Genomic DNA, 13,265 nt, shown 5'->3' on the forward strand with positions numbered 1-13,265 from the left:
GCTGATTAGAGGATTATTCAGAGACGTTGATCCTAAAATGGTTGCTGCCTTACTTACTCCTGATTTTGCTCTGTGCTATGGCGCTTTAAGGTCTCAAGGGGGATCACATCCAGTGCTTTTTGGTTAACTGCACTAAGTATGACCTTTGGGGCGACACCGGCTTGTTCAGCCTGCAACCAGCGGGTTGCGCACAGGCACCAGCGGTCGCCTGGTTTTAATCCGGCAAAGCCAGCCATTGGGTTGGCTGCCATCAAGTCATTTCCCTGTGCCTTTGAGTACTCAAGAAACTCTTGGGTCATCACGGCGCAGACACTGTGATTGCCGAAATCGTTCTTGGGCACGTAACAAAACCCTTCCCGGGTGAAGCCCGTATTGCCGCAGCATAACTGAAGCGGTTTGCCGAAAACATTGCGTGCGTTGGCCATATTAATCCCTCTTTCTGTTTCTAGCGTATACCTGTAAGAAAAGGGTGTTGTGATCCGTCTGACACCTTCTTACCACTCAGATTGCTAAGCAGATTATCATGTTAGACAAAAGTCGGCTCACACCCAAAGCCAAAGATTCCAACCTGTCGCCAGCAGAGATCGCTAAGTTTGACGCCATGGCACAGGCCTGGTGGGACCCAGCGGGTAAATATAAGACAGCTCTGGAATTTAACCGTGCCCGGCTTGAATGGATGCTGGCACACATTGTGTCTTATTTCAGGTGCGCTGAGGGTGCAGCGATGCCTTTGCAGAAATTGTCTGTGCTGGACGTGGGCTGTGGCGGCGGCCTGATAGCAGAGCCTCTTGCTAAGGCAGGAGCAGAGGTTACAGGGATTGACGCCAGTGGCGTCAGTATTGAGGTGGCAAAGCACCATGCAGAACAAGAAGGGGTGCGGATTCACTATCGCCATGGGGTTGCAGAGGATTTGCTGGCAAAAGGCAATCAATACGATGTGGTGATCAACGCCGAGGTGGTTGAGCATGTGCCTGACCAGGCGCAGTTAATTAAAGAATGTTGTCAGCTGGTAAAACCAGGTGGAATGCTGCTGCTGGCAACATTAAACCGAACGATTAAAAGTTTTGTGATTGCCATAATTGGCGCAGAATATGTGATGCGCTACCTGCCACGGGGGACCCACGACTGGCGTTATTTTGTCAGGCCTGAAGAGCTGGAACGCATGGCACAGACTCATGGAGCCAGGATGATTGCCAGTACCGGCATGAAGTACAATATTTTTTCCGGTCAATGGTACAGCGCAGAGAATGAAGCGGTGAATTATATTCAGGCGTACTCCAAATCACCTTAGCAGCGTTTATCCTGTGCTGTTTTGTTAATGCTGCCAGATTCTGTAGCGCCAAGAATACATAACCGGTTGAAGGCACCGGCCAGGCCATGAGCAGTCTGTTAACTCGCGAACTTGTGATGGCTGCGCATAAACTGAGTCAGGTTCAGCACACTTGAAGTAGTGGTTGCGATTTTTGCAAAGAAGCAGGAAAAAGCGGGGCAGGGCAGAAAAGCCAATAACCATAAGAGAGAATACAAAAAAGAAAGGCTCACCCGGTACGGCCGGGTGAGCCTTCACGCGCTTCTAAGCGCTTACTGGGGGTCCAGCCCCATTGCTCTTAATACTTTAAAGAAGTTGTCTTTGCGGTCAGCCAGGCCATCTACCGGCCCACTGATGGGGCATGTGCTGTCGGGACAGCCCCGGTTGACAATACCCGAGATATCGTCAATAAAACCACTGCCCTGCAGGCCCCCTTCGACATAGGCCTTCAGTTCCTGATAGTAGTTCCAGCCTTCATAGGGGCCACCGGTGTTATCGTAACCCTGTACTTCATTCATCCAGTAAAACAGGCCTGCAATCCATTTAATTTCCTTGTGTTCCTGGGTACTGCATACCAACCCGGGGTTCTGACACAAATCCATATCGCTGTATAGCGGATTGGCGGGCGCACCAATAACTTCCATGCCTTCCACTACCTGGCCTTCCAGAGCGGGATCCACATGGCTGCGACCGAGGAAGTGATTAAGCTTACCGAAGTTAAAGCGCCCGGTGGTCTGGATCACTCCGCGACCCCACCAGCCACAACCTTCCACTGATTTACCGGCACTGCCGTCCCAGACAAAGCGGCCAGCCTTCTGACCATCATAGACTTTGCACTCCTCGCGCAACCATGCTTGCTTGTTAAGGTCCGGTGTACCGGTTTGGTTGCTGCAATCAGATGAATAGTTCCATTTACCTACATTGCCGTTTACCAGCAAGCCAAGCTCTTCGAGCACGGCGTCCGGGGCTACAAAAAGAGGTGCCGGTGCGCCATACCATTTGGCATGGGTATTCGCAGTCATCTCCATTTTCATATTCACCGGACACGAGTAGGGGTAGTCGTTGCCAGTGGCAGGATTGACCCCATAGTCTGAATAATTTTGCTGTAGCTGCCCGCAGGAAGAAGACAAGGGGTAATTAACCGGATCCCCGGTGTTGATTGACCAGTTGTTTTCATCACAGGCATTGTACTGGATGGTTTCCTTCATACTCTGTGCGAGGAATGCGGCAATGGCGACCTTTGCGTAGAGAATGTTGGTGGCTTCATCGGTATTTTCGTCAATCAGCCAGAACTTCACGTCCCCGACACCCTGATTATGCATGGCGTTAAGGGCCTGCAGGAAATCTCCCCATTTGTACACAGTGGAGGGGATCCAGGAATTTGACGGTGTCTGGTATAGAAATACCTCGTTATTGACTAAGGTCTCAATGCTTTCCAGTTCGGCATTCAATGCCTCAATAGAGGTCAATGGTGTGGAACTTGTGGGGCCTGCAACGTGGTAGAGTGGTACGCCGCCATGATTCTGATAGGCGACGATTTTACTCTTCAGCCAGCCATTGTCATTATGGTTGCCAACGGGAACCACCGATGTACTGGTCGGGCCGCCCCACAGAATCGCGAACACATTTGCATAGGCGGCATGGCGTAACTGGCTGGTACCCCAGTCATGTTCATTCTCCTGATTCAGTAAGGCGCCAACACTGGTGGCTGAGCCGTATGTTTGCGCATCCAGAGGGATATTCAATACCTCCGGACGAATCGCTGAGAGATTGGCACCAATATTCTTATCGCCCATGAAATAGCTGCCGGCACTGGCCGAATGGTTCGCCAGATCATAGTCGCCGATAGATTCGCCGGTCGTGGCGAGGTGACCACCTGGTAATTGCCACAACATTGCAGGTACCTCGAAATACTCGGTGATCTGGCGCACATAGTTCAGATAGTTTTGCCATTGACGTGGGCCAAACGCATGTTTCTCTTTGCCATCAGGTGAGAAGCCGTCATGGTTGCCTTTGTCAAAGGCGAGAAAATCCGGGCGCAGGTCAGCGTCATCAAACAGACCCAATTCGAGTAGAAAGGCGGCAAACGGCTCAGAGGCGCCATTCCATACAGCTTGCAGGCCAGAGTACTCTGAACGCAGATTGCTGGTGTTGGTATTGCCTTCCAGATTAACTACCCACGCAAAAGGTATATCGGGACTAAAGCGCTTAAGAATAAAGTGCTGTGACTGAACCCAGCCTTTGAGGTTGTCGCTGAGCAAACTCCCGGCTTCGCTTTGTAATTCATTGAGGTTATACAGTGAGCCGAGACTATGCAGATTGCCGTTGTTGTCTTCAACCTGATAACCACTGTCCAGACTGATGGCTTCCTGCAGAGCCTGTTGTACCTGAACCGTTGTCCAGTTGTCTGGTTCACCAAACAGGCTGGTAAAAGTGCCTGGAGACTCAAACCACTGACCTAGTAACTCGGTGTTGAGCAGCAGTGTTGCCGGATGTTCGTGACTGGAATTTTTGCGTACCTGCATCTGTGCTGCCTGACGGATCAGATTGCGGTAATGGATCACCAGATTGTTGTAGTTGAGAATATCTTCTGAACCGAGATCCTGACTCTGACTGGCGTCAGCAGTGTTGGCCACCAGCACAGGGCGTACCTGTGTGCCAATTTGTCTGGCCTGAGTAATGGTCTGGCGGGTAACCTCTGGCGTCAGCAACTGGCCACGCCCGTCGTTACCGGTAAACTGATAGATTGCATTGACCTGAGAGGCTGCCAGTTCAGCATTGTCAGCAGGGTCATTGTTTACCAGCGTGCCCATGGCCAGGGTGTTGGGCCAGCCTTTAACATAGAGATCGATCTGATCATCGAGACTGGGCAGACATAGTCCCGAAGTGGTTCCTGGTCCACACGTCAATACGGGGTTGCCTCCGCCGCCCGCAACGGTGACGGTTGTGGCACTGCTACCAGTGCAGGCTTCCTGATTGCCGACCACATTGCAAAGTGCCACTTCAAAATCATAGCTGCCTCCCTGGGTCAGGGTTACGGTATGCTGCCCGGATTGCGCGCTATTGCCGTTGGCGGTAAGTGGCGCGCTATGCACTACGGTATTATTCTTAAGCAGTCGCCATTGATTGCCATTTTTCCCCCAATACAGGTTCCAGCTGATAGTTACATCTACGCTGCCATTGGTTAGTTCGAGATCGGTGGGCATCCAGGCAATAGCGGGTGCGGCAGGGGCTTCCGGCGCCGGGCCGTCGGTCACCGTGACGGTGAGCTGATCGCTGTCGCTGAATTCGCTGTCATTCACCATATAGGCCAATATATAGCTACCTGTTGCGTCAAAGGTAACCTGGGTGGTGCCGGAACTGGCATCACTGAAGCTGACAATACCGGGACCGGAAACTTTGCTCCAGATCTGGGTGACAGGGCTTGTTTTGCCGTCATCCTGGAATGTGCCAGTTAATGTCAATGGCTGACCTAACGATGCGCTGGCATCGTTGCCTGCATCGGCTATCGGAGGTTGGTTGGGTAACGCATCCGCCACCACTACCTGTACATCATCAAAAGCACTGAATTCACCATCATTTGCGGTTAACCTCAGGACATATGTACCGATTGTATTGAATGTGGCGGTGGTTGAAGGGGCAGATACGCTGCCAAAAGTCACGGTGCCGGGTCCAGACTGGCGTGTCCAGAGAATATCCAGTGGGCCAGACAGGCCATCGTCCTCAACGCTGCCACTGAGATTCACCGGACTGCCTGGTTCTGTGTTCAGGTCATTGCCCGCATTGACAACAGGCGGCTGATTTACCGCATCGCCTGAAACACTGATGGTGGTTGTATTACTCTGAGTGCATGATTCCGGAGTCACTGAGGTATCGCACAACTTCACCTGATAAGCGTAACTGCCGCCACTGGATTGGCTAATCTGAGTTTGCCCTGACTGAGCGTTCTTGCCGTTAGGGGTAAGGTTCCCAGTGTGAACGACGCTGCCATTTTCCAGCAGGTACCAGGTGTCCCCATTATTGCCCCACCACATATTCCACTGGATGGTGTACTGGGCCGGAGCGCCATAGCTGGTCTCCATCCAGGCTATATTGGGGGTGCCTGGTGCGGCCAGGATACTGGGTGCAAACAACAAGCCCGCGGCATTGAGCAGGGTTGCAGTAAGGAGTGCTCTTTTCATCTTAGTTGCCCTCGGTGTTAAGGAAAACTGCTGTACAGCAGTCAGCAAAGTTGCATAAACCTAGAATATGCTCACCTATTAGTCAAATAATTGGACTAAATATTTTACATAAAAGAAACAAAAAATTAACGTTTGTGGGTGTGCTGGTAGGCCTTATGGATCAGAGTTCTGGCAGGTAACATTACCGGAGTTATGGCTGCAGGAGCCTGATGTTAGTTGGGGGCGCATGGGCTTCGCAGCAACTAGTGGATGTATATCAATTAGCTTGCCTGAAAGAAAACCGCCGGGCGTTCGAGTAAATGCTAAGCGTAGTGACGGCGACCAGAATGAGTGCCATGCCACAAAGTTGCAGAGCGTCCAGATGCTCATTCAGAATCAGCACGCCGAATAGCGATGCTACTACCGGTTCCACCATTGCTACAACTGAAGCGACGGCAGGCGCTGTATAGTTCAGCCCCGCAATATACAGAATAAATGACACCCCCGCGCCAAGTATCCCAAGCAGGATAAACAGCCACCAAACCTGAGAGCCTATAACCGCAATGATATTGTCAATATTAGCCGGCCAGATCAGGATGGCGGCGAGTAAGGAAAATGCTATCGTCAGAATGGCTTGTGGGCTGCCGTGTGGGGCGGCTGATTTAAAACCGAAAATAAATACCGCGTAGAACAATCCGGATAGTAGCCCGGCGCCCACACTAACCGGCGTGACAGCGGACGCGCGAATATCGTAAATACCTGTAAGTAATACGATTCCCGTCATCACTACTGCGATCGCCGCCCATTTCATCGGTGTGGCACTTTCAAACCTTAAGAAAAACGATGCAATATAGACAAATACTGGTGCGCTATACATTAGCGTAGCGGCAACCGCCACGCCGCCATGGGCAATGCTGATGAAAAAGAAAACAAAATTACCGGCAACGCCGAGGCCGGCGATGCTCGCCCATGCCCATAACTTGATGCTTGTCAGACCGTTTCCCTGTGGGCGCACAGTCAGCCAGATAAGAACAAAAACCAGCCCGACCGCGCCACGGTATAATGCGATAATGTTTGGGTTCCATCCTTTGTCCATCAGAATCGCGGCAATACCGCCAGATAGCCCCCAACACAGTGCCGCTAAGACGACAAATAGTGTTGCCATTTTGTATGATGGAATCCATCTGCTTGTCGATGGCGAATGTAAGACCATTGCGTCGATCCTCAACTTTCGTTTCTAATCCGGCGCTGAACTGAGAACAGGATCAGCGTAGTTGATATGGCAACGGGGATCTAATCTGTGTTTAAGGCGCGTTAAAAGGGCTGACTGGTCGGCTCAAAGGGTGATTCAACGTTGGTGTCGTTGTATTTGCCGACTGAATCTTCGATGACTTCACTTGCCATTGCGGTTTCCTGTTCGCTGCGGGTATTAGCCACCAGTACAACCTGACCGTTTGCGATTGCATCTTTGACCAGATCTGAAAGCGAGCCTTCCTTGTTTCCGGAGCTGTCTGGTGAGCCTGTGGCGCCCGTTGCGGCTCCGATTAAACCACCAATACTCGCGCCCCAGCCGATCAGCATCAGTGGAGCAACCAGCGGACTGGCGACAAACAGCGTGACGCTGGACGCCGCCAAAGCTACGCTGCCCAGCGCACCGATACCTGTACCCGCAGCGGTACCTATTGCGCCGTCTACTAATATATCTTTTAGCGCGGCATCGCTTTTGGCTTCCTGTGCCGACGAGACTGAAGCCGAATTGGCTGAGAATATCTGTATTTTTTCTCGTGGTAAGCCTTTTTCGACCATCCTTGAAAGTGCACTTTGGGCTTCGTCGCGCAGGGGGAAAAATCCCGATACGTGGTGGCAATAGTCGTTCATGATATTTCTCCTTAGGATGTCCTGCATGAGAGGAGGAAATTCAAGTTTGTCTGATGAAAGTGATTAGGTCTGTACGCTGGCAAACAGAAAGAGTCTGGCTTTTAAGGTGACAGCGGTGTTGTAAGCCCGTATACAGTCGCCAGATACCTTAACCGCTGAGTGCGGGTAAAAGCTCAGGGCGGGAATTTGTATTCGAATAAAAGATCTGTCACCGTTTTATAGTACGAGTGCTGAAGAGGTCGAGCCTGATGAGAAAATCAATCCGACATACCCTGGTGGCCTTGTTAACCCTCCTTGCGTTAGGGGTAGGCTACCTGTGGCTGACCTTTGCCAGCTCCTTTGGCTACAGCCCACCCGCTAATTTGCCGGTGGTAGACGAAGACGCCACCTATTCTGTATTTGTCTATGGCACGCTCACCCAGCCCTGGGTGCGCTGGCTGGTGATGGGGCGCGCCGGGAACAGTGAGCCTGCCGAGCTGCCCGGTTTTCGTAAAGAGGCGCTGGATATCAAACCTGCGGACGGGGCAGTTACCCGGGGACAGGTAATCAGCGTAAGTGCCGATGAACTCAGGGCGCTGGATCGCTACGAGAGGCTGGGAGTGCGCTATGAGCGGGTTGAACTGACGCTGAAAAATGGTCAGTCAGCCTGGGTATACCGGCTGATGGAGCCGGTACTGCTGGAGATTACCGACGAGATTTCAGAGTAATCCAAAGACTCATAATCGTTTCAACTGAATATCAATCTTGTCGTAATACAAAGTGGTTTTACCCTCAAAGCCGGAATCCGTGCCTACAAACAACCAGATACTGCCATCACTGCCGGTGGTAAATTCGATGCGACTGTCGCCGGTGCTGGCCAGCACCTTCTCTACATATATACTGCCTTCACAGTTGGCGTCTTTGGCGGCAATATCGCCGATGATTTTGGCGTTTTTACCGTTATTGTTTTGTACGCCCTTGTCCAGATTGAGGTAATAGTCTGCCTGCATGGGTTCCTGCTCGCCGAAACCGAATTTCATCCATACCGCTTCACCGGGGGCGCCGCCTATACCCATACAGCCCTCGCCGGCATTGGTCAGAAAGTTAACGCTGATATCTGCCTGGTAGCGGCTGCTTGGTTCCAGCCCGGTAAACTGGCCTTTGATGTACATAAACAAGTCGTCGCTGCGATTGTGGCCAGACAGCATAAAGCCTTGTTTCTGGCTATCTGTTGGCAGGTGTTTCAGGCCTGAGCTCAGTTCATAGATGTCAGGATCATCGGGCGGATAATCAGAAAAACCGGCTTTCCAGCCGTGGTCGCTTTGTTCAAAGTCAAAGCTGTAAACGGGATCTTCTTTGTTACCGCCGCTGTTAAGGTCAAGTTCACAGCCGCCCAGAAGCAGGCTCAGGGCCAGCACTGAAGTGATTTTATTGTACATGGGGTGCCTCGTTGATGAATTGGCTCTTATCCTAGGCAAGGGAAGGGCTGTTATCTGTATCAGTTGTTAATCGACCCCCGTCAATTTGTAAAAGGTTGTAGGCAAGGCTGTCACTTTGTTTTTCTCTTGTTACCGGGCATCAAAATAGCCACTAAGGCCGGGCTGCAAGTGTTCGGTTGCGCCCGCTTTCTTTCGCCTCATACATTGCGCGATCAGCTAGTTCAAACAGTGTTTCGTAGGAATTTATACTTTGCTTAAGCTGTTCCGAAGAGACTACGCCTATGCTGATGGTGAGTGGCCTCCCGCCAATCTGTATCCGGCCGACCAGCTCATGTAACCGGCGGGCGAACATCAGCGCGTCCGATTCACAGGTATCCGGCAGCACAAAGGAGAACTCTTCTCCCCCATAACGGCCTACGACATCCGACGCTCTGGCATGCTCACGCAATACGTCGGCTAAACGTTTCAGTATCTCATCGCCGGCCAGGTGTCCTTCAGTGTCATTCACCTGCTTGAAGTTGTCGATATCGAGCACAGCCACGGAAACCGGGCTTTGACTCCGCCTTGCCTGGGCGAGCAACTGTTCCGCCCGGCGCTTGAGTTGTCGGCGGTTGACCAGGCCGGTCAACTCGTCGGTGACGGACAACTGGTACAGCTTTTCACTGTGCTCCTCCAGTTGCCGACGGGCCCGAATGAGCTCCTGGTCCAGTTGATTGCGCCGGGTTGCGTTAAACAGACTCCAGTAGATATATCCTTCTTCCCCATCGGTAAGGGTTGCATTGGCAACCACTGGTATCACCTGTCCCTCTGCACACTGAATATCCAACATGACTTCTTCACACACTCCCTCATGTAACAGCAGGGGGAGCAGATAGGTGTCGAACATAATATTTGAGGCTGGTGTAAGCAGATCCGTCAGCGTCTGACCGACAAGGGACTGCCGGGATTTGCCAAGCATTTTTTCGGCGTAAGCGTTGGCATATTGCAACTGCCGCCCACCCTGGTGATCAGAGCTTGCTGTTACCAGGCAGGCACAGGGGAAGTTATCCGGCACCCAGTGTTTATCGTATGACATGGCAGGCCCTACCGTGACAGGAAGGCAAGTACCTCGGCGCTCACCTTATTTGGGTAACTCATGTGAAAACAGTGACCTTCAGTATCCAGGGTCACCAACTGACTGCCGGGCATATTTTGATACATATACTCGCCCACTGACGGGTTGGCTAGTGCATCGGACCGGCCCTGCAGCAACAGGGTTGGATGGCGGTTGCGGGGCAGAATATGGCGATAATCGGAAAAGAAGGTAGCGTTTGCGAACGTTCTGGCGACCAGCGGGTCGGTGGAGCAAAAGCTTCCCGAGAGCTCACCGGTCAGTTCATCCGGGGCGTCATCGCCCATGACAATTGGTGCCAGATAATTCGCCCAGCCGATATAATTCTTGTCCATCAGATCCATCAGCTGTTCGAGATCTTCACGGGAGAAACCACCCTGATAATCCGGCGGCAGGTTCAGATAGCAGGGTGAGGGGCCCAGCATCACCAGCTCGCGGAATCTGTACGGCTGCTCCAGAGCCGCCAGCAGGCCCACCACGCCACTGACCGAGTGGCCGATAAAGCTGACATCCTGAAGATCAAAGGCCTCGCAAATGTCGAGTACATCCTGAGCGTAACCTTCCAGACAACTGTAGCGATCAACACTGAAAGCACTTAATCTGGAATGACCACTGCCGACATAATCAAACAACAGCACCCGATAGGTTGAGGTGAATGCTGGCGTCATAAACCGCCATACATTCTGATCGCAACCAAAACCGTGTGCCAGCATGAGAAGCCGCTCACCCTTGCCGATAAAGCGCACATTGTTGCGATCGGCAATATCCTTCTGATCCAATACTCTTACCCCATAATCCCGGCATGCTGTCACACTATAGCCAAGCTGACTGAGTCAGGACAACTCTATTTTGATTGGTGATTGCATTCACCAACTCAGAACAGCCGTTTTCCTGTGATGACAATATAAAGGGCGACTACGCCAACCAGCGAATACACCAGCTCAAATGCGCCAATGTCCGCTATTCCTCCCTGTAGTGCGGTGGCGATCAGCATATATCCAAGCACTATTGAAGGCAGGCCTGCAATACCAATTAAAATGCGAATGGCTGGCGAAAGTCCGGGTTTGTCTGCTGTGCTATTCATTTACTGCTCTTTTCAGTTCGTTTATTGAGGAGGAGCTTGTTTAACTAGCATTCTTACCAGTTGCTGGATTGTGCCTGTGATTGCCACCGTACACAAATCCAGAACTGACGCTGTATGCAGATGTTTATTCAAAGCCCCCTGGATTGACCTCACTAGCTGATGGGGCAAGCTCGTTGCCCTGAATAAAAAGAACACAGGTGCTCACCTCCGCCCAACCACATCATTTGAACAGCTAGATATTTCGTCAAGACATAATTATTTCTGCTGCTCTGTCTCCGATAACGGGGTAGCTCAGCGTCTAAATTTTTCTTCCCAATTCTGGCTCACAATACTTCCTTTGGTGCATAACACTGTGATCTACAAAAGGATTCCGTGTTCAAGGGCGAAAGGCTTCCTTGTTTTAGGTTTTCAGGCATGACTTTCAGTCAGATACCCTTGGCCGGTGGCGCTTTAGTGAGTGTGAGCAGGGCGCTGTTTGAAGGTGGAAAATTTCACTGTTTGTGCCTTATGGCGGATGTCAGAGGGAACTGTGCGGGTGACAGTTAAGAAAGGGCCGCAGTCGGGCCCTACTTTGTGTTTTCTTTGCAGCAAATACTCTATCGGAGACCGGTTAAGGTGTCTCCGATGTCAGATCTATTTTGCTGTTTGTCTGCAGGCAGAAAAACAGCGCGCCAGTTCTTTAGCTTCCCGTATTGGCCAGCTTGTGCCCGGGTTTTTCTTCTTTGCCTGAGAGTATCCGTATCTCACGCTGTTTCAGCAGCTTCAGGTAGTGGTTAAAGGTTTTACTGATCTTTGTGCTGCGCTCAATAAGATCCAGTTGTGGCCAGGTGGCGCGTTCACCGGCTCGGATAAGCTCTTTAAGCCCCTCTTCTGTAGGATTGGTGAGCAGGTGTTTTAAGCTGCCGAGGCTGCGTGCTGGCAGAATATTGATATCACCCTCATATTGCTGGTCAATAATGGAGCGCAGTTTATGGATCCCCAGCTTGGTGGCCTTGCCGGGTATCAGGTTCTCCATCACATCAAAGGCATATACACCGTTGCTTTTAGCGAGGTTAACCAGGTGTTTTTTGGTCAGCGCATACAGGCCTTTGCTGTGCTGTTTGGTGCGCGATAAAAATGGCACCGCCAGAGGGTTGGTCTGGCTGACAATACTGTGGTTAACCCCGTACAGGCGGGCCAGGCGGTCAAAGGGCATATCGGCCATCAGTGAGCCATCGGCAAACCGGCGGCTTGGAATATAGGGCACGATCTCGCCGGCCTGATTACGGGCTTTGAGCTGCACCGGATCAAATACCCAGGGAATGGCACAGGAGGCGCGCACAGCCTGCGTAATAACCGCATTAGGTGAGGTTTTCGCGTTCAGCAGACGTGAATACTGGTGTAAATCGGCCGCTGACACGGTAATGGTGACCTTACGCCCGGTAAGGTTATAGGCGTCTTCGAAGGTCATCAGGTCAAACAGTTCGATCAGTGCGTTTTCGAGGTTGGTGCTATCCAGCCAGCTGCCTTTTTTCAGACCGCGCCAGAGGCTCCATTTCTGGAAGCGCTGATAAATAGATTCAGCGGTGAGCATTTCCATCAGTTGCGCATCGGTGCGGGTGGCCACCAACGCGGCAATAATGGAGCCGGCGCTGGCGCCGGAGATCACCTCAGGCAGCAAATCGTGTTCGAGCAGCGAGCGCACCACGCCGCAGTGGAAAAAGCCTAATCCGGCACCGCCACTTAGCATCAGGCAGCTCTGGCCATAGGCAAAGGAGGTTTCTTCAAAAAACGACAGTTTTTCATGAAAGTCGATATCGGCCTCATCGGCGGCGTAGATAAAATCCAGTGCCGCGCAGACTTCATTGAGGAAGTCCTGGATCAGCACTTTAGTGCCAATTTTGCACGAATGGGTCAGATCCGGGTTGGCAATATTGCCAAGGTTACCGTGAATCCCTTCATGAAGAATAAACATCAGGGCCGGGGCATCATTGCCGGCGCGGGCGTCTTTCATCCGCTGCACACGTTTTCTGATCAGTTTGTAATCATAATCGCGGGATTTATCTTCTGCTTTCCATGCGTCGGCACCAGAGAGGCGATCATGCTCAAGGCTGGCTTGCAGGAATTCCTGGTAGCTTTGTGCCCCGGCTATTGCCTGCTCAAGTTGGTGTAAAGATTTGTTGTTGGCCATTTGCTGCTGCCTGCATGGTTAATTGATGATACCGATTTAATGCCAATTAATTTGAAACGACAACCTAATTAGCGCCTGACATTTAACGGGCTAAGGTTTTAGATTGACCATTCTAACTTCTGTGGTTAGCCTGAA

11 protein-coding genes are annotated in these 13,265 nt (G+C 51.6%); 2 read left to right on the forward strand and 9 right to left on the reverse strand.

Annotated elements, in window-relative coordinates; all coding sequences use genetic code 11:
* Positions 1-53: 53 nt before the first annotated feature.
* Positions 54-425: a DUF2237 family protein gene (locus CDA54_RS18670; RefSeq protein WP_099036565.1), complete on the reverse strand. Its 372-nt coding sequence runs from the start codon at positions 423-425 to the stop codon at positions 54-56.
* A gap of 98 nt (positions 426-523) precedes the next feature.
* Between CDA54_RS18670 and ubiG the strand changes: the two genes are divergently transcribed.
* On the forward strand, positions 524-1,291 hold the full coding sequence (ubiG, locus tag CDA54_RS18675; protein ID WP_099036566.1) for a bifunctional 2-polyprenyl-6-hydroxyphenol methylase/3-demethylubiquinol 3-O-methyltransferase UbiG: 768 nt from the start codon (positions 524-526) through the stop codon (positions 1,289-1,291).
* 290 nt (positions 1,292-1,581) lie between these two features.
* On the opposite strand, the gene CDA54_RS18680 is transcribed toward ubiG, so the two are convergent.
* The 3 genes from CDA54_RS18680 to CDA54_RS18690 form a co-directional block, all read right to left on the reverse strand.
* Positions 1,582-5,490, reverse strand: coding sequence for a chitinase N-terminal domain-containing protein (locus CDA54_RS18680; RefSeq protein WP_099036567.1), 3,909 nt, complete (start codon positions 5,488-5,490; stop codon positions 1,582-1,584).
* Between the two features lie 256 nt (positions 5,491-5,746).
* Positions 5,747-6,634, reverse strand: coding sequence for an EamA family transporter (locus tag CDA54_RS18685; RefSeq protein WP_099036568.1), 888 nt, complete (start codon positions 6,632-6,634; stop codon positions 5,747-5,749).
* Positions 6,635-6,783: 149 nt separating this feature from the next.
* Complete coding sequence (locus CDA54_RS18690) at positions 6,784-7,347, reverse strand: hypothetical protein (protein ID WP_099036569.1); 564 nt, start codon at positions 7,345-7,347, stop codon at positions 6,784-6,786.
* Positions 7,348-7,595: 248 nt separating this feature from the next.
* Between CDA54_RS18690 and CDA54_RS18695 the strand changes: the two genes are divergently transcribed.
* Positions 7,596-8,054: a gamma-glutamylcyclotransferase family protein gene (locus tag CDA54_RS18695; RefSeq protein WP_099036570.1), complete on the forward strand. Its 459-nt coding sequence runs from the start codon at positions 7,596-7,598 to the stop codon at positions 8,052-8,054.
* Positions 8,055-8,063: 9 nt separating this feature from the next.
* Here CDA54_RS18695 and CDA54_RS18700 read toward each other — a convergent pair whose 3' ends face one another.
* From CDA54_RS18700 to CDA54_RS18720, 5 genes are all read right to left on the reverse strand, one after another.
* Positions 8,064-8,765 carry a hypothetical protein gene (locus CDA54_RS18700; protein ID WP_099036571.1) on the reverse strand — a complete coding sequence of 234 codons (702 nt, stop codon included), beginning with the start codon at positions 8,763-8,765 and terminating at the stop codon, positions 8,064-8,066.
* A 151-nt stretch (positions 8,766-8,916) separates the two neighbouring features.
* Positions 8,917-9,840 carry a sensor domain-containing diguanylate cyclase gene (locus tag CDA54_RS18705; protein ID WP_099036572.1) on the reverse strand — a complete coding sequence of 308 codons (924 nt, stop codon included), beginning with the start codon at positions 9,838-9,840 and terminating at the stop codon, positions 8,917-8,919.
* Positions 9,841-9,848: 8 nt separating this feature from the next.
* A complete protein-coding gene (locus tag CDA54_RS18710) occupies positions 9,849-10,589 on the reverse strand; it encodes an alpha/beta fold hydrolase (RefSeq protein ID WP_099036589.1) in 741 nt (246 codons plus the stop codon).
* A 161-nt stretch (positions 10,590-10,750) separates the two neighbouring features.
* Positions 10,751-10,960 carry a hypothetical protein gene (locus CDA54_RS18715; protein ID WP_099036573.1) on the reverse strand — a complete coding sequence of 70 codons (210 nt, stop codon included), beginning with the start codon at positions 10,958-10,960 and terminating at the stop codon, positions 10,751-10,753.
* A gap of 679 nt (positions 10,961-11,639) precedes the next feature.
* Positions 11,640-13,130, reverse strand: a complete 1,491-nt coding sequence (locus CDA54_RS18720) for a DUF3336 domain-containing protein (RefSeq protein WP_099036574.1) — start codon at positions 13,128-13,130, stop codon at positions 11,640-11,642.
* Between the last annotated feature and the right edge of the window lie 135 nt (positions 13,131-13,265).

The sequence above is a fragment of the Lacimicrobium alkaliphilum genome (assembly GCF_002591895.1).
GTDB lineage: Bacteria > Pseudomonadota > Gammaproteobacteria > Enterobacterales > Alteromonadaceae > Lacimicrobium > Lacimicrobium alkaliphilum.